A 24,074-nucleotide genomic window follows, 5' to 3' on the forward strand; every position below is an offset into this window, starting at 1 on the left:
GGTACGGGACGCATCGCGCCCGTACCCGCCCTTTACGGTCGGTCCGCTACAGCACCTTGGAGAGGAATGCCTTGGTGCGGTCGTGCTGGGGGTTGGTGAGCACGTCGCGGGGGTTGCCGGACTCGACGACGACGCCGCCGTCCATGAAGACGAGCGAGTCGCCGACCTCGCGGGCGAAGCCCATTTCATGGGTGACGACGATCATGGTCATGCCGTCCTCGGCGAGGCCGCGCATGACGTCGAGGACGTCACCGACGAGCTCGGGGTCGAGGGCGGAGGTGGGCTCGTCGAAGAGCATCAGCTTCGGTTCCATCGCCAGGGCGCGGGCGATGGCGACGCGCTGCTGCTGGCCGCCGGAGAGCTGGGAGGGGTAGTTGCCGGCCTTGTCGCCGAGGCCGACGCGGTCCAGCAGACGGGTGGCGCGTTCCCGTGCCACGGCCTTGGTCTCGCCCTTGACCTGGACCGGGGCCTCCATGACGTTCTCCATGGCCGTCATGTGGGGGAACAGGTTGAAGCGCTGGAAGACCATGCCGATGTCGCGGCGCTTGAGGGCGACCTCGCTGTCCTTGAGCTCGTAGAGCTTGTCGCCCTTCTGGCGGTAGCCGACGAGCTCGCCGTCGACGGACAGCCGGCCGGCGTTGATCTTCTCCAGGTGGTTGATGCACCGCAGGAAGGTCGACTTGCCGGAGCCGGAGGGGCCGATGAGGCAGAACACCTCGCGGGGGGCGACTTCCAGGTCGATGCCCTTGAGGACTTCGATGTGGCCGAAGGACTTGTGGACGCCCTCGGCCTTCACCATGGCGGTCATGCCGTCACTCCCTTCGGGCGGCGTACCGAGAACACGGTGGCCTTGATCTTCTGCAGCGGGGTGGGCGGCAGGCTGCGGCTGGAGCCGCGGGCGTAGTAGCGCTCCAGGTAGTACTGGCCCACGCTGAGGACGGAGGTCATGATCAGGTACCAGGCGGCGGCCAGGAAGAGCATCTCGACGGGTGCGCCGGAGGTCTGGCCGATGTCCTGGGCCTGGCGGAACAGCTCGGAGAACTGGACCACCGACACCAGCGAGGTGGTCTTGAGCATGTTGATGACCTCGTTGCCCGTGGGGGGCACGATGACGCGCATGGCCTGCGGGATGACGATGCGGCGCAGGGTCTTGGTGTGGCTCATGCCCAGGGCGTGGGAGGCCTCGGTCTGGCCCTCGTCGACCGCGAGCAGGCCGGCCCGGCAGATCTCGGCCATGTAGGCGGCCTCGTTGAGGCCCAGGCCGAGCAGCGCCGTCAGGAGCGGCGTCATGAAGTCGGACCATTCGTCGCGGTAGACGGGTCCGAGGTTGATGTACTCGAAGACCAGGCCGAGGTTGAACCAGACGATGAGCTGGACCAGGACCGGGGTGCCGCGGAAGAACCAGATGTAGAACCAGGCGATGGAGGAGGTCACCGGGTTCTTCGACAGGCGCATGACGGCGAGCAGGATGCCGCCGACGATGCCGATCGCCATCGACAGCACCGTGAGCAGCAGGGTGTTGCCGACGCCGTCGAGGATGCGCGGGTCGAAGAAGTAGTCGGGGATCGCCCCCCAGTTGATCTTGCCCTGGGAGAAGGCGTAGACGATCGCGGCGAACAGCGCGATCGCGACGACGGCTGAGACGTACCGGCCGTAGTGGCGGACCGGAATGGCCTTGATGGCCTCAGGGCCCGCCGACGGCGGTGGCGGTGTGTCTTCCGCGTCCGTCTTCTTGATGTCAGTCACGTGGAGCCTTTCAGTGCTTCAGTGCCGAGTCAGATTCCCGTACCGGATCAGGAACCGCCGTTGATCTTGGCCTCGGTCACCGCGCCGTCCGCGACGCCCCACTTGGCGATGATCTTCTCGTACTCGCCGTTCTTGATGATCGCGTCCAGCGCGGCCTGGAGCGCGTCGCGCAGCTGGGTGTTGGACTTCGCCACCGCGATGCCGTACGGGGCCGCCTCGACCTGCTCGCCGACGATCTGGAAGTCGTTGCCGCCGCCCGAGGTCTTCACGGCGTACGCCGCGACCGGGAAGTCCGAGGAACCGGCGTCCGCGCCGCCGGCCCGCAGGCGGGTCTGGGCCTGCTGGTCGTTGTCGAAGGCCTCGATCGTGATCTTGCCCTTCTTGGCCTTCACGCACTTGGCGCTCTCGGCCTTGGCAAGGTCCTCGGAGACCGTGCCGCGCTGCACGACGATCTTCTTGCCGCACAGGTCGGCCCAGGTCTTGATGCCCTTGTCGGCGCCCTTCTTGGTGTAGATCGAGACACCGGCGGTGAAGTAGTCGACGAAGTCGACGCCCTCGCCGACCTTCTTGCCGGTCTCGGAGTCCACACCTTCCTGGCGGTCCTTGGTGTCGGTCATGGCCGACATCGCCATGTCGTACCGCTTGGAGCGCAGACCGGTGATCAGGGTGTCGAACGTGCCGTTCTCGAACTCGAACTTCACGCCGAGCTGCTTGCCCATCGCGTCCGCGATGTCCGGGTCGATGCCCACGACCTTGCCGGAGCCGTCCTTGAACTCCACCGGCGGGTACGCGATGTCCGAGCCGACCTTGACGACACCCTTGTCGCGGATCGACTGCGGCAGCTTGTCCGCCAGCGGAGCGGCCGACGTGGCGGCACCCTGCTCCTTGCCGCTGTTCGCGGTCTGGTCGCCACAGGCGGTCAGCAGCATGGAGCCGGCGACCGCGATCGCGCCGGCCGCGACAAGGCGGGACATACGGGTCCGCGCGGCGGTGGAGCGGCGGGTGGTGCTTGCGGTCATGGTCGGGTTCCTCCGGCGAAGTGTGGGAGTTGCCTAGGTCGGGCACACAACAGCGAGTGTCGCGACCTTGTGTGATTACGGCATCTTGCCATTCGGACCCACATATTCAGGGGGCTCCGCATGTCAAAATCGGATAACGGGTGACCCCCGAACTACGACAGGCCGGTACATCCGGACCGGACCATGCCGCACCATCTGCGGTTTTATGGTCTTCCGGCCGGAAGATCTTCGGTCTGTCTCATCATGCGGACAGGATTCATGGTGCGTTTCACCGCCCGTTCCTGACTTGTCAGCATATGCCGCTATGAGTCGTGTCACCGAGCGGTCACTGAGCGACCAATGGACTCGTCAGCGGTTCCGTCCGTCCGGTATGAAGGATCCTTACACCCCTCATCCGGGGCTCAGGGCGCGTTGTGCGGCGCGCCCGCGCGTACGTACCTCCCCCTGACGGGCGGGCCAACCGCCTAGTACAGGGAACGTGCGCGGTGCCCGCCCACCCCTCCTCAACCAGGAGCGGCCACCCTCAACTGATGAAGACTTAAGGGGTCAAACCACATGGCAGCGGAGATCGTCAATCCTCGCAGCGACGGCGGTGCGGAGAGTGCTCCCGGGGATACCGGTGAGCCCTTCGATCCGGCCTTCGCGCTGCACCGCGGCGGCAAGATGGCTGTGCAGGCCACTGTGCCCGTGCGGAACAAGGACGACCTGTCCCTCGCGTACACCCCGGGCGTCGCCAAGGTGTGCACCGCGATCGCCGAGCAGCCGGAGCTCGTCCACGACTACACCTGGAAATCGCAGGTCGTGGCCGTTGTGACGGACGGCACGGCTGTGCTCGGACTCGGTGACATCGGCCCGGAAGCCTCGCTCCCCGTGATGGAGGGCAAGGCGATTCTGTTCAAGCAGTTCGGCGGCGTGGACGCGGTGCCGATCGCGCTCGCGACCACGGACGCCGACGAGATCGTGGAGACCGTCGTCCGGCTCGCCCCGTCCTTCGGCGGAGTGAACCTGGAGGACATCTCGGCACCGCGGTGCTTCGAGATCGAGCGCAAGCTCCAGGAGCGGCTCGACATCCCGGTCTTCCACGACGACCAGCACGGTACGGCGATCGTCACTCTCGCGGCCCTGCGCAACGCGGCGAAGCTGACCGGCCGGGGTCTGGGCGACCTGCGCGCCGTCATCTCGGGAGCCGGCGCGGCGGGTGTCGCCATCGCGAAGTTCCTGCTGGAGGCCGGGATCGGCGATGTCGCGGTCGCCGACCGCAAGGGCATCGTCAGCCGGGACCGCGAGGACCTCACGCCGGTGAAGCGCGAGCTCGCCGAGATCACGAACCGCGCGGGTCTCTCCGGCTCGCTGGAGGCCGCGCTGGCCGGAGCCGACGTCTTCATCGGCGTCTCCGGCGGTACGGTGCCGGAGCCGGCGGTCGCCTCGATGGCGAAGGACGCGTTCGTCTTCGCCATGGCCAACCCGAACCCGGAGGTCCACCCGGACGTGGCGCACAAGTACGCCGCGGTCGTGGCCACGGGCCGGAGCGACTTCCCGAACCAGATCAACAACGTGCTCGCCTTCCCGGGCATCTTCGCGGGGGCCCTCCAGGTCCGTGCGTCCCGGATCACGGAGGGCATGAAGATCGCGGCGGCGAACGCGCTGGCGGACGTGGTGGGCGACGAGCTCGCCGCGGACTACGTGATCCCGTCGCCGTTCGACGAGCGGGTCGCCCCCGCGGTCACCGCGGCCGTCGCCGCGGCGGCCCGTGCGGAGGGCGTCGCCCGCCGCTGATGTTCTCCCCGGGGGCCGACGTCCCCGGACCTCCACGGTCCCGGCCGCCCTGTGGCGCCCGGGACCGTGGCGTTTGCGGTGTGCTGCCGGGGCAAAGAGGGTGTGCGTCACACCCGTGTGCGGTTCCGCCGCGCACCGGTCCGCCCCTATCGTCAAGGTCATGTTCGCTGCCTACGCCGCCCGCATCGACCGTGACCAGCCGCTGAGCGGCCTCGAACTGGGGGAACGCCCCGCTCCTGAGGCACCGCCCGGCTGGACGGTCGTCAACGTCAAGGCCGCCTCGCTCAACCATCACGATCTGTGGTCGCTGCGCGGCGTCGGTCTGTCCGAGGACAAGCTCCCGATGATCCTCGGCTGCGACGCCGCCGGCGTCGACGCGGACGGCAACGAGGTGGTGCTCCACTCGGTCATCGGCCAGACCGGTCATGGCGTGGGCCCGCGTGAGCCCCGCTCCATCCTCACCGAGCACTACCAGGGAACCTTCGCCGAGCAGGTCGCCGTGCCCGTGTGGAACGTCCTGCCCAAGCCGAAGGAGCTCTCCTTCGAGGAGGCCGCCTGCCTCCCCACCGCCTGGCTGACGGCGTACCGCATGCTCTTCACCAACGCCGGAGTGCGGCCCGGGGACTCGGTCCTCGTGCAGGGCGCGGGCGGCGGTGTCGCGACCGCCGCGATCGTTCTGGGCAAGGCGGCGGGACTGCGGATGTACGCGACCAGCCGCGACGAGGCCAAGCGGAAGCGGGCGGTCGAGCTCGGCGCGGTCGACGCCTTCGAGCCGGGGGCGCGGCTGCCGCAGCGCGTGGACGCCGTCATGGAGACGGTCGGCGCGGCCACCTGGTCGCATTCGGTCAAGTCGCTGCGCCCGGGCGGCACGCTGGTGATCTCCGGCGCGACGAGCGGCGACCGGCCCTCGCACGCCGAGCTGACCCGGATCTTCTTCCTGGAGCTGAAGATCGTCGGCTCGACGATGGGCACGAAGGACGAGCTCGAGGATCTGCTCGCCTTCTGCGCGGCGACCGGGGTGCGCCCGGTGATCGACGAGGTGCTGCCGCTGGACCGGGCGCGGGAGGGCTTCGAGAAGATGGCGTCCGGTGAGCTGTTCGGGAAGATTGTCCTGACGAACTCTTGATGGTTCGTCAGATGTCTTGATGGGATCTCCGGCACTGCCGTCGCGCCGTGCCGGAGGTCGCCATGCACCGCCTTCTTGCGTTTGCCGCCTGCTCTGTCGTCCTGGCCGCGGGGACACCGCCCGCGCATGCGGACGGCCCGGCGCCGGGCATACCCCGGCTGACCGACGACCGCGGGCGGGTCCTGACGCTGCGCGGCTGGAACGTCGAGGACAAGACCCACCGCGGCGACCAGGCCCTGTCCGCCATCGCCGAGAAGCACTTCCGCGACATGCGGGCGCAAGGGTTCGACTTCGCCCGGCTGCTGGTCTTCTGGGACGACCTGGAGCCGGTGCGCGGCCGGTACAGCGAGACGTACCTGCGGAAGATCGAACGTGTTCTGGACTGGGCCGAGAAGTACGACATCCAGGTTCTGATCGACGCCCACCAGGACGTCTTCGGGCCGGCGTTCGGGCATCGCGGCATACCGGAGTGGGCGACACGGACCGACGGGCTGCCGTTCACCCCGCACCCGGACGACTGGTTCGCCGAGTACTTCGAGCCTGCCGTGCAGCGGGCCTTCACACATTTGTACGAGGACGAGGACCTGCGGCGGGCCCAGGCGCGTATGTGGCGCGTGCTGGCCGGCCGTTTCGGGGAGCATCCCGCGGTCATCGGCTACGACCTCATCAACGAGCCGATGGGTGAGCTGCGGGAGGGCGAGGACCTGCCGGCCGCGGCTCGCCGTATCGAGCGGGACCAGCTCACCACGATGTACAACCGCCTCGCGGACGCGGTCCGTTCCGTCGATGACGACAACTGGGTCTTCGTGGAGCCGACCCCGATCGTCGGCGAAGGCGTCCCGACCGGCCTGGGGAAGATCAAGGATCCCAAGGTCGTGTACGCCCCGCACTTCTACAACACCGCGATGGAGGCGGGTGCGGACTACGACCCCTCGGCCGGCTGGATCGAGTCGTACGAGGCCGCGGTCACCGCTTACCCGAAGAAGTACCGCGTCCCGGTGGTCGTGGGGGAGTGGGGCCCGCTCAACAACTCCCTCCCGAACATGGCCCGCTTCTACCGTGACGCGCTGGCCTCGCTCGCGCGCTACAGCTCGGGGTGGGCGGGTTACGTGTGGTGTTACGGGGGCGGGTACTGCGCGGTGGACGGGCAGGGCCGCTTCCGTACGAACAAGGAGCAGACGGCGGCGCCGTACGCCCGGGCGGTCGCCGGGGTGGTGCGCGAGGAGAACTGGGACCCGTCCAGCGGTACGTACCGGCTGTCGTACGACGCGCGGGGCCACGTCACAGAGCTGTCGCTGCCGCCGAGCGCGAGGGGGTGGCGGGTCGCGGTGTCCGGCGGTGTGCGGCTGGGGGACCGGGTGTACGCGAAGCCGGGAGCGCGGGTGACGGTGACGGTCGGCCGGGGGTGACGGCCCCGGCGGCGGGGCCGTGCGCACATCCGCCGGCGTTGCCCGGCCCTGCCCTTCGGCCCCGCGCTCCGGGGCCGGTCGCCGGGAACCGGTCAGCTCCCGCCGTGCAGCAGCGCGGCGATGTGCGCTGCCGCCGTGGAGAGATGGCGACGGGCCTCGCCCAACTGGGCCGGTGTCACGCCGTGGTCGCGAGCCGCGTCGCGGATGTCGTCGCGGAAGCGGTCGAGGAGGCGCTCCAGATCGCGGGCGGGGTCGCCCGTGCCGGGAGTGTCCTTCCCCCAGTCGGGGTCCGCGCCGGACGGGTCCGGCTTGACGTACGGGGGCCACGCCGTGCCGCGGGCCATACCGCCCAGCTGGGAGGTCAGTTCGGCGAGTCCTTCCCGCAGGCCGGTCGGCCAGTCGCCGCGCACGAAGTGCCCCTGCACCTGGTCCTGGACCTGACGGGCGATCCGCTGGATCTCCTCCCGTGCCTGCTCCTGCGCCTCCTTGGCCTGGCGGCGCGCGGTCTTCGCGTCCTCGCGGGCCCGGCGGGACTCGTCCTTCGCCCGGCGGGCCTGCTCCTTCCACTCCTCCCTCGCGCGCCGCAGCTCCTCCTTCGCGGCCCGCCACGCCTCCTTGTCGCCGAAGTCGCCGAAGTCGCCGAAGCCACCGGGCTCGCCGGAGTCACCCGAGGGCGGCTGCCCCTTGCCGGTGTGCCCCGTGCGGTGCCGGTTCTCCGTCGCCGCGGCCCGCATCTCGCTGCGAAGCTTCCCCGCCGCGCCCCGCACGTCGTCGCGGATCTCCGCGGCGAGTTCGGAGACGGACTCGCGGATCTCCAGTTCGAGGTCGGCCAGTTCCCCGCTGCGGCCGGCCAGTTCCTCGCGGCCGGCGTCGGTGATCGAGTACACCTTGCGGCCGCCTTCGGTGGCGTGCGTGACCAGGCCCTCGGCCTCCAGCTTGGCCAGTCGCGGATAGACGGTGCCGGCGGACGGTGCGTACAGCCCCTGGAAGCGCTCCTCCAGCAGCCGGATCACCTCGTAGCCGTGGCGCGGGGCCTCGTCCAGGAGCTTCAGCAGATACAGGCGGAGGCGGCCGTGGGCGAAAACGGGCGGCATGTCAGAGCACCTTCCCTGTCTTGTCGGACGAGCCGTTCGAGCCGTTCGAGCGGTTCGGGCCGCTCAAGCCGTCCGGGGCATCCGGGGCATTTGGGTCGTCCGGACCGCCCGGGTCGTACGTGTCGTACGGATCGTCCGTCTGCGGCGGGCGTCGCAGCAGGGCGATGGCCCCGGTGACGGTCGTGGCCTTGAGTGTGCCTTTGCCGGACCCGAGCGTGCCGGTGATCTTCTTGGCCCCCCACTGTCCGCTGACCCGCAGGTCCTCGAAGGCGTTGGACACGGCCCCGCTCGTGGTGTTGGCCTCGACGCGCGCGTCCGCGGGGTGCGGCAGCCGGATCGCGACCTCGCCGGAGACGCTGGTGACCCGGATGTCCGTGGGCGTCCCGTCGACGTCGATGACCATGTCGCCGCTGACGGAGTCCGCCCGTACGGACGAGCCCGCGCCCTCGATCACGGTCAGATCCCCGGAGACGGAGCTGAAGCGCAGATCGCCGGTGACCGACTGCGCCTCCAGGCTGCCGGAGACCGTCTCCGCGCGGACCGTGCCGGACAGCCCGACGATCGTGGTGTCGCCGCTGATGCCGCGTACGTCCGTGCGCCCCCGGATGCCGGAGACGACGGCCCCGGCGCCGACGACGCCGACCTCCACGGTCGCCGCGGCGGGGACGGCGAGGGACACCACGGCGTTGCGCTGCCAGCCCTTGCGGTCGAGCAGCTTGAGGAAGCCCTTCCAGGGCAGGTCCTCGTAGGCGACGGAGAGTGTGGAGCCGTTGCGCGTCACGATCAGCGGCGGGCCGTCCAGCTGGGTGACCTCGAGGCGCGCGGAACTCTCGTCGGTGCCCACGACGTTCACCGTTCCATTGGCGATGCGCACACTGAGGGCCGTGACGGGCTCGTCGAAGGTGAGCTTCTTCGGCTCGGCGACTTCCCACGTCGGGTCTGGCATGGTGCTGACCTCCTCGGGCCTGGACGCAACATATCGCGTCTCATCAACAACACGATATATCGCGGATATGGGAAGTCAAGGGTGGTCCTGTGTCCTCGGGTCCGTCCGGTGGATCAAACTGGGCGGACCATCGCGGCAAAGGGGGGCGAAGTGGCCTAGCGTGTGGGGCATGAACGCGACATCCGCGGGCGCCCTGCTGCTCTGCCGGGCCGAGCCGGCCGCGGTATGGCCCTCGGTCCCTCTGCTGCGTGAGCGGCTCCTGCCGGCTGCGGCCGGCGACGGCTGGAGCGTGCTCGTCCCGGAGGGCACGCCCTGGCTGAGCGGCGCGGAACCGGTCGAGCGGGTCCTCTCCGGATGGGCCGCGGCGCTCGCGGTCGGCGCGAACTGGCCCGTGCTGGCCCTGTGGTGGGACGCGAACCGGGCCGGCTTCACCCTCGCCGCGGGCTTCCGCCGCACCGTCGGCTACGTCTGGCTCGCGGACGGCACCCCGGTCGGTGAGGACGAGGCCATGCGTACGTTCGCGGCCCGGCTCGGGCTCGACCCGGTCCTGGACGTCCAGGACCTGGAGCCGCTCACCCGCCCCGACCGCGAAGCGGACGGCCGCGCCCGGCTCCGGGGGCTCATCGCCGTACTGTCCCGCACCGGCCTCAGCCTGCCCGCGGGCCTCGCCCCCGGCGAGCCGGCCGACCGCCTCCGTGCCGCCGCCCGGCTCCTCGCGGAGACCGGGCAGGTCGAGGAGGAGGAAGCGCACGGCCGGCGCGATGCCGTACGGGCGGAGCCCGGCGTCTCCCGGCGCCTTCCGGGGGCCCGGGCGCTGGCCGCGGCGCAGATCGCCGCCGGCCTGCCGCTGACCGCGTGGGGGCTGGCCCGCCGCAGCGCGGGCTGGACCACGGCCGGCGCCATTCTGCTGGTCCACGGCCTGCTCGGCCTGGCCAGGACCCGCGCCTGAGGCGCGGCCCGGCGAAGGCGCGGTCAGCAGACCCCGGCGGTCGCGGAGGGGGCGAGGACACCCGTGCCGGACGGCCCGCGGGCGGTCGCGGACGGGGCGAGGGCACCGGTGCCGGAGGGCCCTCGGGCCGTCGCGGACGGAGCGAGAACAGCCGCCAGGACGCCCGCCCGGACGGCTCCGCGGGACGCCGCGGACGCGAGCCCCTTACCCGTCTTACCCGTCCTCTGTTCGTCCTCTACTCGTCCTCTACTCGTCCTCGTCCTCGTCGTCGAGGCGCCTCTATTCGTCCTCGTCCTCGTCGTCGTCGAGCCGCGCCAGCCAGGTGGCCAGCCGCTCGACCGGAACCTCGAAGTCGGGGTTGAGATCGACGAACGTGCGCAGCTGTTCGGCGAGCCACTCGAAAGTGACCTCCTCCTCGCCGCGCCGCTTCTCCAGTTCCTCGATGCCACGGTCGGTGAAGTACATGGGAACAAGCGTAGGACGTGGCCGGCGAGCCCTTCCCGCATCCCCCTGTGCACGGGCGCCCCGGGACCCCGAGGGGCCGCGGGTCCCGGGGGCAAGATCCCCACGTGCCTCCCGCCGGCCCCGTTCAGAACCGGTCCGCCCCACCCCGGCGTCCTGCTCCGTGTACCTCCCATCGGCTCCGTACGGGGGCTAATCTGCGGGGAGTTGGGGGAACGGGGGTTGCCATGGGTGACAGTGAGGCCCGCATCACGCGCATCGTGCTGCCGGACGGCACACCGGTCTGGGCGCGCATCTCCGGCGCCGAGGAGCTGGAGCGCCCAGGTACGCCGGCGGGGCTGTCGTACAGCGACGTCGGATTCGCCGAACAGGTGCAGGCCAGGGTCGAGAGCCTGCAGGGTGTCGTGACCGGTGTCGCGCGCTCGCTCGCGGAGCCCCTGCGGGCCGTGCGGCCGGACGAGGTCAGCGTCGAGTTCGGCATCGAGCTCACCGCCAAGGCGGGCAAGGTCGTCGGGCTGCTCGCGGACGGCGAGGCGAAGGGCGCCATCAAGGTCACGCTCACCTGGAACGGCGGTCCACCCATTGACACGCCGTCCACGCCGTCCACGCCGTCCCCACCGCCCACGCCCCCCGTGCCCGCCCAGGCCGCCACCCCGCCCATGCCCGCCGCCCCGCCACCGGGCGCATCCCCCGGCGCGGCGGCGCACCCGGACGGGGCCGCCCCGTCCGGCGGCGGCGGATCATGACGGACGGGTCGGTGCGGGGCGCAGGGGGCGTCCCCGATCACACACGCCGTGCGCTGCTGAACCTCGTGATGGCCGCGACCGTACGAGTCCATGGGAACCAGCCGGGGTATGCCCCTGACGGATCCGGCGGCGGCTTCCTGGGGAGCGGCTTCTTCATCGCCCCGAGCTGGGTCCTCACATGCGCGCATGTGGCGATGCGGGGGGAGGGGCGCGCGGTGAACGTGGTCTTCGAGACGGGACCCGGCAGCGGCGAGACCACCGTCGCCGGCACGGTGGTCGCCGCCCTGCCCGAGAACCCGGGCAGCCGGCCGGCGTACGGCCCGCCCGCCGGCTGGCCCCCGCCCGACCTCGCGCTCATCCGGCTGCTGCGGCCCGTCGAGCACGCCTGTGTGTACGTCACCGAGCGCCCGACGGCCCTGCTCGAAGGCGGCACGGTCCACTACGCGGGCTGGACCGTCGTGGACGGAGAGCCCAAGCGGCTCACCGGGCGGTGCGAGGTCATGGGGACCTACGGCGGCTGGGCCGACGCCGACGAGCAGATCCGGCTCGACGGGGACTGGCTGGTTCCCGGCGTCTCCGGCTCGCCGGTCGTCGATCTCGCACGTGGCGAGGTCGTCGGCGTACTCAAGTCACGTACCGACGGCGGTCAGGGCGGCACCTCCATCGGGGTCGAGCGACTGCGCTCGCTGCCCGTGCCCACCGCGGCGGTCGCATCCGAGTCGGACGACACCTATCAGGCCGTCTTCCACGCACATGACCGCTACCACGCCGACCGGCACACCAGCCCCGTGGGAACCGACCACACCTGGGCCGACGCACAGAGCGAACTGCGCGCGGGCGCCGGCCGCGCGCTCAATCCGCAGCAGCGCATCGACCTGCTCGGACGGCTCGCCGAGTTCCCGCCCCCGGTCAGCACCCGCAGCCTCCTCGACCAGCTCGAGCGGCTCCCGGGCAGCCATCCGCGCGACCACCGTCCCGCTCCGCGCGGCTGGCGCGACGGGCTCGGCGCGCTGTACGACGCCCGGGGCGGGGACAGCGCGCTGGAGCTGGTCCTGCGCTACTGCATGAGCGTCATCGCCGCCGACCGGCCCTATGCCACACCGTCCACCATCACTGCGGAAAAGTCCCTGTGGGAGTGGGTGAAGCGGATCGCCGAGGAACGCCTCTCCCGGGAGTTCCGCAACGAGCTCACTCTGCTCTGGCACACCGGCCGCCACCGCCCGGACCACGAACACCAGCGGGCGCCCCTGTCCCTGCACGATCCGGCCCGGCGCGCGGACGAACGCCCCTTCGTGCTGCTGGAGCTGGAGCCGCGCGGCTGGGAACGGGACCGCTACGACTGGCGCATCGGCGTCTCCCGCCACACCGGGGACGTCCTGCCGGTCGCCGAGGACAGCCACGGCACCGCACTCGAAGCGCTCGCGGCGCGGATCGCCGCGCCGCTGACCGAGGCGTTCCGGCGGTGCGACGAGCCGGACAGTCCCGCCGTCCTCCAGGTCGCCGTGGTCCGGGCGCTGCTCGGCCTCGATGTCGACAGGTGGCACGCACCGCCGGACGGGCCGCCGCTCGGGGTGGCGCGCCCCGTGGTCGTCCGCTGCTCCGACCTCCCGCCCCCGCTGACGGACGACGAGGCGGCGGAGCGCCTGGCGCGCTGGAACCGTACGCGGAACGCACTGATACGGTCCGCGGTCGTCGACTGCGAGGACGGACTGCGGGTACCCGTACCGGAGGCGGCGGAGCTGCGTTCGCTGGCGCACGGGACGGTGCCGGTGCTCTGCCGGTACGGCGCCGGGCCGGAGCCGGACGACGCCGCGGGGCTCGTGCGGGTGCTCGACGGCGGCTTCGGAGTCGCCCTCTGGCGGCGCGCCAACGGCAGGCCGGACACGGTCTGCACGGAGTTCCACCGACGGTCGGCCGACACCGTCGCCGAGGCGGCGACCGCCGACCAACTGCCGCGGAAGGTGCATGAACTGAGACGGGGGGTGCATGCGGGCCGTACGGAGACGTACTGGTCGGACGGGGTCGCGCTGTTCTACGACGATCCGCACCATCCGCTGCCCGGCTCCGGCCAGTTCCTGGAGGCGCCGTGAACCGCGCGGCCGGTCATCCCCTTACGGGGGGTACAACGGATCGCTACCGTAAGGCACGTTCGGCTGCTGCCCCCTGCGGACGAGTGACGACGAGGAAGACGCTATGAGCGAACCCAGCGAGTGGCTCATCTACCGAGGGGCCGGCGAACCTCACGAGGGCATCGAGCACCTGCCGCCACCGCCGCCCTGGCGGGACTTCGCGGGCCGCCACGCGGCCGGCGCGGACGGCGAGCCGGGCGAGCACACGGACGGCTCGGCCGACCGCAGGCTCGGCGGCTACCGGCATGTGGCCGAGCTGCACCGGCCGGGCGCCGAGGAGCTCGAAATGATCAACGCTGCGCTCTATCTGCGGCGTCCGCTGCTCGTCACCGGAAGCCCGGGCGCGGGCAAGAGCACGCTGGCCCACTCCGTCGCCCATGAGCTGGGTCTCGGCAGGGTGCTGCGCTGGCCCATCGTCAGCCGGTCCACCCTCCAGGACGGGCTGTACCACTACGACGCGATCGCCAGACTCCAGGACGTCCAGATCGCCGCGCACAGCGCCGCGCGGGAGCCCGGGTCCGGACTGGCCGACGACATCGGCAGCTACATCCGGCTGGGCCCGCTGGGCACCGCTCTGCTGCCCGCGGACCGGCCGCGCGTCGTGCTCATCGACGAGCTGGACAAGAGCGACATCGACCTGCCGAACGACCTCCTCAATGTGCTGGAGGAGGGCGAGTTCGGCATCCCCGAGCTGGAGCGGATCGCCGACCGGCTGCCGGACGGCCGGGCCGAGGTCCTCACCGACGACGGCACGAAGGCGACCGTGACGGGCGGCCGGGTGCAGTGCCGGGCGTTCCCGTTCGTCGTCCTCACCAGCAATGGTGAGCGCGATTTCCCGGCGCCCCTGATGCGCCGCTGCATCCACCTGGAGCTGGGCCGCCCCGACCATCAGCGGCTCGCCACCTTCGTACGCGCCCACCTCGGCGACGAGGCGGCACGCTCCGGCGAGGATCTCATCGCCCACTTCCTGGAGCGCTCGCGCAGTGAACTCCTCGCCACCGACCAGCTGTTGAACGCCATCTATCTCACCGACGCCGCCGCACCGGCCGGCCGCGACCGCCTGGCCGACCTGCTCATCCAGCGACTCGACCGGCCGAGGTGATCCTCTGATGCCCGACGCAAGCGCACGGCACGGACCCGCCGGCCCACCAGTGGACGACGGGGCGCGGTCGTACGACGGCGGGCTGCTGCCCGCGCTCGTCGCCCGGCTGCGCGAAGCCGGCCTCGACCCCGACGCCGAGCAGCTCTGCGACGCCCTCTGGCTGGCTCGGTGGACCCGGCGCCCGGAGCCACCGCCGGCGCCCGGTACGGAGCCCGGCACGATCCGCCCGGGCCCGCAGGAGGGGGCGACGCCGTCGGCCGCCGCCTCACGGGCCCCCGCCGCGGCCCCGGACGCGCCGGACGACGACACCCCCGCGCCCCCGCCGGACGTGATGGGCGACGACCGGCGTATCGCCCTGTACCCCGTACCGCGCCAGGAGGCGCCGGCCACGGCCCGCGAGACCGGATCCGCCGCGCTCACCGTCGGCGTACCGGCCGCCCCCACGCTCCCCGCGCCGCTCGAACTGCAGCGCGCCCTGCGCCCGTTGCAGCGCTACCGGCCCGCAACGCCGCCGCTGCGCACCACCCTGGACGAGAACGCGACCGCGGAGGAGAGCGCCCGCGCGGGCGGGCTGATCATCCCGGTGTTCCGCGGCGTCTCACGGGCGGACGCGCTGCTGCAGTTCGTCATGGACGCCTCCTCGTCGATGCGCGTGTGGGACCGGCTGTTCGGCGAACTCCAGCAGATCTTCGGCCAGTTGGGAGCCTTCCGGGATGTCCAGGTGCGCTATCTGCACCAGGGGCCCGACGGATCACCCGTGGTCAGCCGCAGTCTCGACGCGGCCGCCGCGCCGCTGCACTCCGCCGACCGGCTCAGCGATCCCACGGGCCGCCGCGTCACCGTCCTGCTCAGCGACTGCGCGGGACCCCTGTGGCACAGCGGACGCGCCCACCGGCTGCTGCACCACCTGGCCCGGCAGGCGCCCGCCGCCGTCGTGCAGCCCCTGCCGCAGCGTCTGTGGAGCCGTACGAGGCTGCCCGTCACCTACGGTGTGCTCTCCCGCGGCGAAGGCATCGCCGGCGCGGCCGTCCTGAAGGTCACCGACGAGGCGGCGGTGCCGCCCCGGCAGGTCCACGGCGAGCTGCCGGTCCCCGTACTGCCGCCGGTCGCCGGCGCGCTCGGCGCCTGGGCCAGGCTGCTGTCGGGCACCGGGGCGGGCCGGGTCTCCGGCGCGGTCGGCTGGGTGCGTACGGACCATCCCGCCGCGCCGGCCGCCCGCACCGGCCCGAGGCCCTCCTCCCTCCGGCTGGTCAGCGCCTTCCGGTCGGCGGCCTCCCCGGCCGCAGGACAGCTCGCGGTCTATCTGGCCGCGGCCCCGCTGTATCTGCCCGTCATGCAGCTGGTGCAGCGGACGATGCTGCCCGACTCGGGACCCTCCGAGCTCGCCGAGGTGCTGCTGAGCGGACTGCTGTCACGCGCCAAGGGCGACGGCCGGGACGACGGACAGTGGTACGAATTCGCCCCGGGCGTCCAGGAGGCGCTGCTCGGACCGCTGGGGCGGGACGAGGCGCTGCTCGTGCTCAAGCACTGCTCGGAGTACATCGAGCAGCGCTTCGGCAAGGGCGGGCCGAACTTCCCGGCCCTCGCCCTCGCCCAGCTGGACGACGGCAGGCACAGCCCGTACCCGCCCGGCGGCCCGGACGACGACGGCGGCGAGAACGGTGACAACGGCGAGAGCGGCGAGAACGGCAAGCAGCGCGTTCCGCACCCCTTCGCCGAGGTCGCGGCGCGGGTCCTGGAACGGTTCATGCCGCTTCCCGAGCAGTTCGCGCCGTACGGGAGCGTCGAGCGGCCCGACCCCGGCCGGACGGCGCACGCCGCGGTGGAGCGTGCCCGCACCCTGCTGCGGCAGTTCGAGGCGGACGGCATGGTGCAGTACCTGATGGACGCGGTACAGCTGCTGCGGGGCGCCACGGAACGCGATCGGCGGGCGAGCTCCGACCCCGAGCTGTGGGCGGAGTTCGCGCGCTGCCTGCTGCGGCTGTGGGAGGTCCAGGGCGGCAGCGAGCTGCTGCGGGAGGCCGAGCGCGCGGCGGAACGGGCCTCGGCGTATCCCGGTGCCGTACGCGAACGGGCCGTCCTGGCCAAGGTCCTGCACGCCGCGGCCGACGACCGGCGGCGCCGCGGCGACCGGCGCGGCGCGCTGGAGCTGCTGCGCCGCGCCGACCGTGAGTACACGGCGGCCTGCGCCGCGCCCGGTCTCGACTCCGCGGACGCCCTGCGGCTCACCCTGGAACGGGTGCGCGCGCTGGAGGCCCAATGGCGCCTCGGCGGTGACACCGCCCTGCTGCAGGGTGCCGTCGGCATGCTGGAGGCCTTCGCCGACGTCTGGCCCGACCAGGAGAACCGGCCGGTGAGTCTGCCGCTGGCACACGGCAGGACGCTGCTGCGGCTCTCCGGGGCGACGGCCGACGCCGAGCAGTCCCTGGTGTACGCGGGGCAGGCGGCGCGTTCGCTGCGCAAGGCGTTCGTCGCGGACGGCGGCGGGCAGACCGCGGGCGGCCGCCGGCAGATCCTGCTGGACCTGGTGGACGCCCTGCTGCGGTCCGGCGACGGTGTGGACGAGGCCGAGACCCTGATCGAGCAGGCGCTCGAGACGGTCCATGAGCCGCGACTGCGCGCGTCGCTGCAGACGAGGGCGGGCCGGGCCGGTGTCCACCAGTACGACCGGTCCGGTGATCCGGCCCGGCTCGAACGGGCCGCCGAGTCGTTCTCCCGCGCCGCGCGCGGCGTCCCGCGCGACTCCCGGGCGCATGCCGATCTGCTCGCCGAGTGGGGCAGCGCCCTGTTGCGCCGCGCGGAACTGGCGGACGGCCGGGCGCACATCGGCACAGCGGTCCGGGTGCTGCGGGACTGCCGTACGGAGACGGCGGCGGGCAGCGCGCACCAGGCCGAGCGGCTGCTGATGCTGGGCCGGGCGCTGATGCTGCGGCACCGGGCGTCGGACGACCGGGTGGACCTGCGCGAGGCCGAGTATCTCTTCGGGCTCGCGGCGCAGGAGGCGCGCGATCCGCTGCTCGCGGCGGACTGCTGGCTGGAGCTCGGCAGGTCCCATCTGGCCGCGTACGAGAGCCTGGGCAGACCCGCCCGGCTCGACGAGGCGGCCGAGGCGTTCCGCGGCGCCGCGGAGTCCGCCCGGGCGGCCGAAGCGGAGCTGGAGAATCCACAACTGCGCGAAGACGCCGTGGTGTTGGGTGCTAGGGCCAACCACTGGCGGGGTAGGACGTATGAGGAGGCGGGCCGGCCGAGGGCCGCACGTGAGGCGTACCGGGCCGCCGCCCGGGAGTGGCGCAAGCTGCCGGACGGCGGCGGAGCGGAAGGCGCAGCCACCGCGGAGCGGCTGGCCGAGCTGGAGCGATGAGCGCGGGTCCGCGGCACACGGGCGCGGACACGGCAACGGGGAGGCGTGATGAGCGAGTCGGTGCACAAGGGCGCGGCGGGAGCGGACGAGCCACGGGGCGAACTGCCCGATCTGCTGGGCCTCGACCTGGAGGAGCTGCGGACGCTGGACCACCCGGTGCTCTCCGAGGTGCTGGAGGATCTGCGGGGCCGCGCCGAGCGGCCGCGGGAGATGCTCTGGGGCTTCACCAACGCGTTCTGAGCCGCACGGTTTCGGCCCGGGACTCCGTCGAACAGGACAACCTTCCCTGGTGCGGGTTTGCCCGACGGGCCCGCCAGGGATACTCGCCTCGGACCGGCAACGGGGGCCGTCCCACGGTACGTGAAGCATGGGGGTGCCGGAGTGTCTCGTCGGACGATGCCCCGTGTGCCGTTCGGGCAGTTCATCGTCAAGGCGCACGGCCGCTGCAATCTGGCCTGCCGGTACTGCTACCTCTACGCGGGCCCGGACCGCACCTGGCAGGACCGGCCCGCGGCCGCGTCGCCCGCGGTCCTCGACCGCACCGCGGCCCGGATCGCCGAGCACGCCGAGGCGCACGCCCTGCGTGAACTCTCGCTCGTCCTGCACGGCGGCGAGCCGCTGCTCGCGGGCGCCGGGCGGCTCGCGGCCTTCACCGAGCTCGTACGCGACCGGGTGCCGGCGCGCTGCACGGTCCACGCCACCGTGCAGACCAACGCGACCCTGCTCACCGACGCCCGCGTCAGCACCCTCGCCCGCCACGGCGTACGCATCGGTCTCAGCCTCGACGGCGGCCTGGCCGCGCACAACACCCGGCGCACCGACCACGCGGGACGGCCGTCCTGGCCCGCCGCCTCGCGCGGGGCCCGGCTGCTCGCCGAGCGCCATCCGGACGCGTACGCGGGCATCCTCACGGTCGTCGATCCGCGGACCGACCCCGTCGAGATGTACGAGTCGCTGCTCACGCTCGAGCCCCCGGCCGTGGATCTGTTGCTGCCGCACGGCAACTGGACGAGTCCGCCGCCGGGGCTCGGGGCGCCTGCGGGCTTCGCCCCCGGACCCCCGGCACGGCCTTCGGCCGTGCCCTCAGCCTCCCCCGAAGCTTCGCCTGGGGGGACTCCCAGAAGGGCTCAGCAGGCCCCCTACGGGGACTGGCTCGTCGCCGTCTTCGACCGGTGGTGGCCCGCCGGGCGGCGCGAGACCCGGATCCGGCTCTTCGAGGAGTGCATCGCCCTGCTCCTCGGCCTGCCCGGTGCCACCGAATCCCTCGGGCTCGACCCCGTCAACGCCGTGGTCGTCGAGACCGACGGCGCCATCGAGCAGGTCGACTCCCTCAAGTCCGCCTACGACACGGCCGCCGCCACCGGACTGGACGTCTTCCGTCACACCTTCGACGACGCGCTGGACCACCCGGGGATCGCCGCCCGGCAGGCGGGCGCGGCCGCCCTCGCCGCGGAGTGCCGCGCCTGTCCGCTGCTCACCGTCTGCGGCGGCGGCCACTACGCCCACCGCTACCGGGCGGGAGACGGCTTCACCAACCCGTCGGTCTACTGCGCCGACCTCGACCGGCTGATCCGCCATGTGGCTGGCCGGCTGGCCGGCGCCACCGCGGGAGCCGTCCGGTGAGCCCCGCGCTCCCCGAGCGGGTCCTGCGCGAACTCGGCCGCACCGAAGGCGGGGCCGAGGCCCTCGGTGTGCTCGTACGCGACCAGCACACGCGCCGGCTCGTCCTGCTGCGGGCACTCCTCGACGCGGCGCAGGCCGCCCCGGCCGACGTCTGCCCACCGCAGGCGCTGCGGCGGCTGAACGAGGACTGGGCGCTGCTGGAGGCCGCCGACCGCGCGGACCGGGGCGCCGTGCGGGCCCTGCTGCTCCATCCGCTGACCGGCCCCTGGGCGCAGCGGTGTCTGCACGGACTGACCAGTCCTTCCCCGCAGCCTCGACTCCGAGTGGATCTGGACCACTTCGGGGCGCTGGCCGCAGCGTGCGCGATCCGCGCGGGGCTGTCCTTCACGGCCCGGCTCACCGCACACGACGGTCTGCTGGCGCTCCCGGCCCTGGGGAGCCTGCGCGCTTCCTCAGCAGGTCCCGTCGATCTCGCCTTCGACGACGGACGATTGACACTGCGCCGGTCCGGCGCCGCGGCGTTCACCGTCACCGTACGGACGGCGTCCGGTGGCGCCGCGCACTGCGACGACCCGCGCTGGCAGTCCGTGCTCACCCTGCCCGCCGTGCTGCCGGACGCCCACCCCGTACCCCTGGACGACCTCCATCCGTACCGCACCGCGGACAGCGGTCTGGAGCGGCACGGGCTGAGCGCCGCCGCCGGGCTCGACGACAGCGAGCGCAAGGACTGGGCGGAGTCGTGGTCCGGGGTCGAGCCCCTGCTCCGGATCGGCGGCGAGCACCGCGTCACGGAGGCGGCGGTCCTGCTGCGCTGTCTGGTGCCACTCGCGCCGCCGCCCGGCTCCGGGCCCACCGGCGAGAGCGCCTCGCACTGCAGCGGCACCCGGCGCGAGGCCTTCGGCGCCGTCCTCAGCAGCAAGCCGTCCACGCCCGCCTACTTCGCGGCGACGCTGGTCCACGAGCTGCAGCACACCAAACTGGCCGCCCTCTGCGCGCACACCCCGCTGCACCACGAGGACCCCGCGCCCCGGCACTTCGCGCCCTGGCGGCCCGACCCCCGGCCCTTCGACGGTCTGTTCCAGGGGGCGTACTCGCACCTCGCGCTCGCCGACTACTGGCATCGCTTCGCGCTGGGCGCGCAGAGCGCCCCGCACCGCGACATGGCCTGGGCCGAGCACGCCCGCTGCCGGGAACAGGTCGGAGCGGTCCTTCCCGTCCTCGCGGCCTCCGGGGCGCTCACCCGGGAGGGGAGGACCGTGGTCAACGAGATGATCGCGCTCTACGACCATCTGGCTGATCGTCCGCCCCCTTTGGGGCACTTGGCGAGGGCGGCGGCATATGTCAACACCGCGCGCGTGATCTGGTGCCAGCGCAACGGAACTCAGCGGTGAAGCCGCGTCCCGTTGTATGTTCATATGGATTGCCACGAAGCAGGGAGACGGTTGAATGCCCGGAGCGCGTAAGCAAGTTGGAGCAACCGGGGCGCGTACCGTCACCATCAGTTTCGCCGGTTTCAACCGGGCCTGGGCCGCCTGGATCGGCGACCGGCTCGAGCGGCGCGGCATGCGCGTGGTCTTCCAGCGCTGGGACCCGCCCGTACGGACCCCGCTGGAGGAGAACCTGCAGGACCTGATGCTCGCCCCCGGCCGCATCCTCGTCCTGCTCAGCGACTGGTACTTCCAGCTCGGCCCGCGCAGCCACGAAGAGTGGAACAGGGCACTGCGCGAGGTGGTCGCCGCCGACCCCGACCGCTTCGCCGCCGTCTCCGTCACCACCTCCACCCTCCCTGCCGCCACCGCCGTCTTCGCCGCCGCCGACCTCACCAACGTCGGCGCGGACGAGGCCGAACGGCGCCTCCTCGCCCGCCTCGACCTGCCCACCGAACCGCTCGCGGCGCCGGCGGACGCACGCCAGGGCCCCCGCTACCCCGCGGACACCCCCGAGGTCTGGGGCGGCGTGCCGCGTCGCAACACCCGCTTCACCGGCCGGGAGAGCCTGCTCAACTCGGCGTACCACGCCCTCCAGGAGGCCGGTCCCGGCGCCGGCGTCGTGACCATGCACGGCATGTCGGGCGTGGGCAAGACCCAGCTGGCCGCCGAATACGTGTACCGCTTCGGCTCCGAGTACGACGTCGTGTGGTGGGTGTCCGCCGAGAAGCGCGTCACCTACCGGCAGAAGCTCGCCGAACTCGCCCCGGCGCTGGGCCTGTCCACCGGCGCCGAGTACGGCGAGCGGCTGCGCGCCGTCCGTGACGCGCTGCGCCGCGGCGAGCCGTACTCGCGCTGGCTGCTGGTCCTCGACGGGGCCGACGAGCCCGAGCACATCTGGGACCTGGTGCCGATCGGCCCCGGCCACGTACTGATCACCTCGCGCAACCCGGAGTGGAGCGAGCACAACAGCAATCTGCTGGAGGTGCCGGTCTACGACCGCGAGGAGTCCGTCGCCTTCATCCGCCGCCGCGCCCCGCGCCTGACCCACTCCGAGGCCGACCAGCTGGCCCACGCGCTGGAGGACCTCCCGCTGCTGCTCGACCAGACGGCGGGCTGGCTCAACGACTCCGACATGTCGGTCGAGGAGTACATCGAGCTCCTCGAAGGCGGCATCGACCAGGACGTCGTCAAGGTCTCCGCCGACTTCCCGCTGGCCTTCCAGACCGCGTGGTCGATACTGCTGAACAAGCTCCGCGAGACGGTCCCCGAATCCGTCGACCTGCTGCGTCTGTGCACCTTCTTCGCCCCGGGCTCCATTCCCGTGCGGCTGCTGAAGGAGATGCCCCCCGGCGTGCTCCCGGAACAGCTGTCCGGGCTGATGAACGACCCGCTGCTGTGGAACAAGGCGATCGCCCAGCTGCGGCAGTACTCGGTCGTACGGCTGGAGTCGCACGAGTCGCTCGCGGACGAGGCGTCGTCGGCCGGGGAGTCGCTCTATCTGCACCGCATGGTGCACCAGATCGTCCACAAGGACATGCCCGAGCGGGACCGCGGCGAGTTCATCGAGGTCGTCCGCAGGGCCCTCGCCGGCGCCGATCCGGGGCGCCCCACCGACACCCGGCTCTGGCCGCGGTACGCGGAGATCACCCCGCACCTGAAGTCGGCCGACGTGCTGGGAAGCACCGACCCCGCGGTCCACACCCTGGTCCTCAACTGCCTGCGCTACATGTACCTCTCCGGCGAGTACCGGGCGGGCATCAAGCTCGGCGAACGGGCCATGAGGGCCTGGCAGGAGCTGCTCGGCGAGACCCACCCGAGGATCTGGGACCTCAGCTACCACTACGGCAACCTGAACCGTGCCCTCGGCGACTACGCCGGGACGGAAGCCATCGAGCGCGCCGCCGTCGAGCACCTGCGCGCCGAACGGGGTCCGGAGGACCTGGAGCATCTGCGGGCCGCCGGAGGTCTCGCGGCCGATCTGCGCGGGCTCGGACGGTACGACGAGGCCCTGGAACTGTCCACCTGGCTCCTCACTGCTTACCGGGAGCTGCTGGGCGAGCAGGATTCGCGCACCCTCAGCGCGCAGAACAACCTGGCCATGTCCCTGCGGCTGCTCGGCCGGTACTCCGAATCCCTGGAGCTCAACCGGCGCACCCTGGAGGCGCGCAAGCAACTGCTGCGGCCCCGGCACAACTGGACGCTCTACTCGGAGATCAACTACGCCACGGACCTGCGACTGCTCGGCCGCTACCACGAGGCCGAGTCCCTCCAGGCGCAGAGCGTCCGCGTGCACCGGCTCGTCATGGGCCGGGACAATCCGCAGACCCTGCGGGGCGAGCACAACCTGGCCCTGTGCCACTACCGCATGGGTGACCGCGGAAAGGCCGAGGAGGTCTTCACCCGGGTCCTGGAGCGCGCCGAGCGTGTCCTCGGCGAGAACGACCCCCTCACCATGATGTTCGCCGCCAGCCAGTGCTGCTTCGCACGGGAGCACGGAGACATCGACCAGGCCAGGGACATAAGCTCACGCGTCGTCAGCGGCTATGCCGACATGCTCGGTGAGAGCCACCCCTACGTGGCGGGCACCCGGGGCAACCACGCCCTGATCCTGCGCAACGTCGGCGACCGGGAACAGGCGCACGTACTCGTCGAGAACGCGCTCGTCGACATGGAGCGGGCCGTCGGCGAGAACCACCCCTGGACACTGGGCTGCGCCATCAACGCCTCGGCCCTGCGCAACCTGGTGGGCGATCCGGAGAGCGCCGCCGAGCTGACCAGGACCACCATCGAGCGGGCCACCGAGGTCCTGGGCCGGACGCATCCGCTGACCCTGTCCGCGCGGATCGCGTACGCGGCCGACCTGCGCGGCCTGCGGGAGCGGCAGCGGGCCGACAAGGTCGAGGCGGAGGCGCTCGGCGATCTCGCGGCGACGCTCGGCCCCCAGCACGTCCACACGGTCTCCGCGCGCTCCCGCAACCGTCCCTACTGGGACTTCGAGCCGCAGACCATCTGACCCGGACACCGCCCGGCACGGCAACGCCGGAGGGCCCGGCCCACCCGATCAGCGCGCGCGGGCCGGGCCCGCCGGTGGGACTCCGGCCTCCAGGACGCAGGCCGCGAAGACCACGGTGACCAGCTGCGGCTGCGCACCCGGGG

At 72.3% G+C, this 24,074-nt stretch carries 18 protein-coding genes; 12 read left to right on the plus strand and 6 right to left on the minus strand.

The window, feature by feature from the left end; genetic code table 11:
• Positions 1-46: 46 nt before the first annotated feature.
• From ACWGI8_RS14760 to ACWGI8_RS14770, 3 genes are read right to left on the minus strand one after another with little or no spacing between them, the layout of a single operon-like run.
• Entirely contained in the window at positions 47-808 is a 762-nt protein-coding gene (locus tag ACWGI8_RS14760; protein WP_453660966.1) for an amino acid ABC transporter ATP-binding protein, read from the minus strand.
• The gene (locus tag ACWGI8_RS14765) at positions 805-1,746 is read right to left on the minus strand and encodes an amino acid ABC transporter permease (RefSeq protein ID WP_453660967.1); all 942 of its coding nucleotides are present in this window, start codon (positions 1,744-1,746) and stop codon (positions 805-807) included. The genes ACWGI8_RS14760 and ACWGI8_RS14765 overlap by 4 nt, the downstream gene beginning before the upstream one ends.
• 47 nt (positions 1,747-1,793) lie before the next feature.
• Entirely contained in the window at positions 1,794-2,765 is a 972-nt protein-coding gene (locus ACWGI8_RS14770) for an ABC transporter substrate-binding protein (RefSeq protein ID WP_453660969.1), read from the minus strand.
• Positions 2,766-3,320: 555 nt separating this feature from the next.
• On the opposite strand from ACWGI8_RS14770, the gene ACWGI8_RS14775 reads away from it, so the two are divergent.
• The 3 genes from ACWGI8_RS14775 (at position 3,321) to ACWGI8_RS14785 (ending at position 7,076) form a co-directional block, all read left to right on the plus strand.
• On the plus strand, positions 3,321-4,541 hold the full coding sequence (locus ACWGI8_RS14775; RefSeq protein ID WP_453660970.1) for an NAD(P)-dependent malic enzyme: 1,221 nt from the start codon (positions 3,321-3,323) through the stop codon (positions 4,539-4,541).
• Between the two features lie 160 nt (positions 4,542-4,701).
• A complete protein-coding gene (locus tag ACWGI8_RS14780) occupies positions 4,702-5,667 on the plus strand; it encodes a zinc-binding dehydrogenase (protein ID WP_453660971.1) in 966 nt (321 codons plus the stop codon).
• Positions 5,668-5,729: 62 nt separating this feature from the next.
• The gene (locus ACWGI8_RS14785) at positions 5,730-7,076 is read left to right on the plus strand and encodes a cellulase family glycosylhydrolase (RefSeq protein WP_453660973.1); all 1,347 of its coding nucleotides are present in this window, start codon (positions 5,730-5,732) and stop codon (positions 7,074-7,076) included.
• A 92-nt stretch (positions 7,077-7,168) separates the two neighbouring features.
• Here the strand turns inward: ACWGI8_RS14785 and ACWGI8_RS14790 are convergent, their stop codons facing one another.
• Together ACWGI8_RS14790 and ACWGI8_RS14795 are read right to left on the minus strand one after the other, a co-directional pair.
• Entirely contained in the window at positions 7,169-8,170 is a 1,002-nt protein-coding gene (locus tag ACWGI8_RS14790; protein WP_453660975.1) for a helix-turn-helix transcriptional regulator, read from the minus strand.
• A 1-nt stretch (position 8,171) separates the two neighbouring features.
• Complete coding sequence (locus ACWGI8_RS14795) at positions 8,172-9,116, minus strand: DUF4097 family beta strand repeat-containing protein (protein ID WP_453660976.1); 945 nt, start codon at positions 9,114-9,116, stop codon at positions 8,172-8,174.
• A 169-nt stretch (positions 9,117-9,285) separates the two neighbouring features.
• Here ACWGI8_RS14795 and ACWGI8_RS14800 point away from each other — a divergent pair, with 169 nt between their 5' ends.
• Positions 9,286-10,065, plus strand: a complete 780-nt coding sequence (locus ACWGI8_RS14800; RefSeq protein ID WP_453660978.1) for a hypothetical protein — start codon at positions 9,286-9,288, stop codon at positions 10,063-10,065.
• 279 nt (positions 10,066-10,344) lie between these two features.
• Here the strand turns inward: ACWGI8_RS14800 and ACWGI8_RS14805 are convergent, their stop codons facing one another.
• A complete protein-coding gene (locus tag ACWGI8_RS14805; RefSeq protein WP_018102711.1) occupies positions 10,345-10,530 on the minus strand; it encodes a DUF6104 family protein in 186 nt (61 codons plus the stop codon).
• A 224-nt stretch (positions 10,531-10,754) separates the two neighbouring features.
• Between ACWGI8_RS14805 and ACWGI8_RS14810 the strand changes: the two genes are divergently transcribed.
• The 8 genes from ACWGI8_RS14810 (at position 10,755) to fxsT (ending at position 23,931) form a co-directional block, all read left to right on the plus strand.
• Positions 10,755-11,273, plus strand: coding sequence for a CU044_2847 family protein (locus tag ACWGI8_RS14810; RefSeq protein WP_453660980.1), 519 nt, complete (start codon positions 10,755-10,757; stop codon positions 11,271-11,273).
• Positions 11,270-13,363, plus strand: a complete 2,094-nt coding sequence (locus ACWGI8_RS14815; RefSeq protein ID WP_453660982.1) for a VMAP-C domain-containing protein — start codon at positions 11,270-11,272, stop codon at positions 13,361-13,363. The genes ACWGI8_RS14810 and ACWGI8_RS14815 overlap by 4 nt, the downstream gene beginning before the upstream one ends.
• 103 nt (positions 13,364-13,466) lie before the next feature.
• Positions 13,467-14,504, plus strand: coding sequence for an AAA family ATPase (locus tag ACWGI8_RS14820; RefSeq protein WP_453660983.1), 1,038 nt, complete (start codon positions 13,467-13,469; stop codon positions 14,502-14,504).
• A gap of 7 nt (positions 14,505-14,511) precedes the next feature.
• Positions 14,512-17,865, plus strand: a complete 3,354-nt coding sequence (locus tag ACWGI8_RS14825) for an SAV_2336 N-terminal domain-related protein (protein WP_453660985.1) — start codon at positions 14,512-14,514, stop codon at positions 17,863-17,865.
• A 48-nt stretch (positions 17,866-17,913) separates the two neighbouring features.
• Positions 17,914-18,105, plus strand: a complete 192-nt coding sequence (fxsA, locus tag ACWGI8_RS14830) for an FxSxx-COOH cyclophane-containing RiPP peptide (RefSeq protein ID WP_453660987.1) — start codon at positions 17,914-17,916, stop codon at positions 18,103-18,105.
• Between the two features lie 156 nt (positions 18,106-18,261).
• Positions 18,262-19,488 carry a radical SAM protein gene (locus tag ACWGI8_RS14835; RefSeq protein ID WP_453660989.1) on the plus strand — a complete coding sequence of 409 codons (1,227 nt, stop codon included), beginning with the start codon at positions 18,262-18,264 and terminating at the stop codon, positions 19,486-19,488.
• Positions 19,485-20,879 (plus strand): aKG-HExxH-type peptide beta-hydroxylase, encoded by a 1,395-nt coding sequence (locus tag ACWGI8_RS14840; protein WP_453660990.1) that lies wholly within the window; start codon positions 19,485-19,487, stop codon positions 20,877-20,879. The genes ACWGI8_RS14835 and ACWGI8_RS14840 overlap by 4 nt, the downstream gene beginning before the upstream one ends.
• Positions 20,880-20,934: 55 nt before the next feature.
• Entirely contained in the window at positions 20,935-23,931 is a 2,997-nt protein-coding gene (gene fxsT, locus ACWGI8_RS14845; RefSeq protein WP_453660992.1) for an FxSxx-COOH system tetratricopeptide repeat protein, read from the plus strand.
• The last annotated feature ends 143 nt before the right edge of the window (positions 23,932-24,074 follow it).

The organism is Streptomyces sp. NPDC054841 (assembly GCF_053611045.1).

What these genes read in the sequence shown, in the direction of transcription:
- ACWGI8_RS14760 (WP_453660966.1), bottom strand. Translation starts at nt 808, where the DNA reads ATGACCGCCATGGTGAAGGCCGAGGGCGTCCACAAGTCCTTCGGCCAC.
- fxsT (WP_453660992.1), top strand. Translation starts at nt 20,935, where the DNA reads ATGCCCGGAGCGCGTAAGCAAGTTGGAGCAACCGGGGCGCGTACCGTC.
- fxsA (WP_453660987.1), top strand. Translation starts at nt 17,914, where the DNA reads ATGAGCGAGTCGGTGCACAAGGGCGCGGCGGGAGCGGACGAGCCACGG.
- ACWGI8_RS14825 (WP_453660985.1), top strand. Translation starts at nt 14,512, where the DNA reads ATGCCCGACGCAAGCGCACGGCACGGACCCGCCGGCCCACCAGTGGAC.
- ACWGI8_RS14815 (WP_453660982.1), top strand. Translation starts at nt 11,270, where the DNA reads ATGACGGACGGGTCGGTGCGGGGCGCAGGGGGCGTCCCCGATCACACA.
- ACWGI8_RS14780 (WP_453660971.1), top strand. Translation starts at nt 4,702, where the DNA reads ATGTTCGCTGCCTACGCCGCCCGCATCGACCGTGACCAGCCGCTGAGC.
- ACWGI8_RS14835 (WP_453660989.1), top strand. Translation starts at nt 18,262, where the DNA reads ATGCCCCGTGTGCCGTTCGGGCAGTTCATCGTCAAGGCGCACGGCCGC.
- ACWGI8_RS14795 (WP_453660976.1), bottom strand. Translation starts at nt 9,116, where the DNA reads ATGCCAGACCCGACGTGGGAAGTCGCCGAGCCGAAGAAGCTCACCTTC.
- ACWGI8_RS14800 (WP_453660978.1), top strand. Translation starts at nt 9,286, where the DNA reads ATGAACGCGACATCCGCGGGCGCCCTGCTGCTCTGCCGGGCCGAGCCG.
- ACWGI8_RS14820 (WP_453660983.1), top strand. Translation starts at nt 13,467, where the DNA reads ATGAGCGAACCCAGCGAGTGGCTCATCTACCGAGGGGCCGGCGAACCT.
- ACWGI8_RS14805 (WP_018102711.1), bottom strand. Translation starts at nt 10,530, where the DNA reads ATGTACTTCACCGACCGTGGCATCGAGGAACTGGAGAAGCGGCGCGGC.
- ACWGI8_RS14775 (WP_453660970.1), top strand. Translation starts at nt 3,321, where the DNA reads ATGGCAGCGGAGATCGTCAATCCTCGCAGCGACGGCGGTGCGGAGAGT.
- ACWGI8_RS14770 (WP_453660969.1), bottom strand. Translation starts at nt 2,765, where the DNA reads ATGACCGCAAGCACCACCCGCCGCTCCACCGCCGCGCGGACCCGTATG.
- ACWGI8_RS14790 (WP_453660975.1), bottom strand. Translation starts at nt 8,170, where the DNA reads ATGCCGCCCGTTTTCGCCCACGGCCGCCTCCGCCTGTATCTGCTGAAG.
- ACWGI8_RS14785 (WP_453660973.1), top strand. Translation starts at nt 5,730, where the DNA reads ATGCACCGCCTTCTTGCGTTTGCCGCCTGCTCTGTCGTCCTGGCCGCG.
- ACWGI8_RS14810 (WP_453660980.1), top strand. Translation starts at nt 10,755, where the DNA reads ATGGGTGACAGTGAGGCCCGCATCACGCGCATCGTGCTGCCGGACGGC.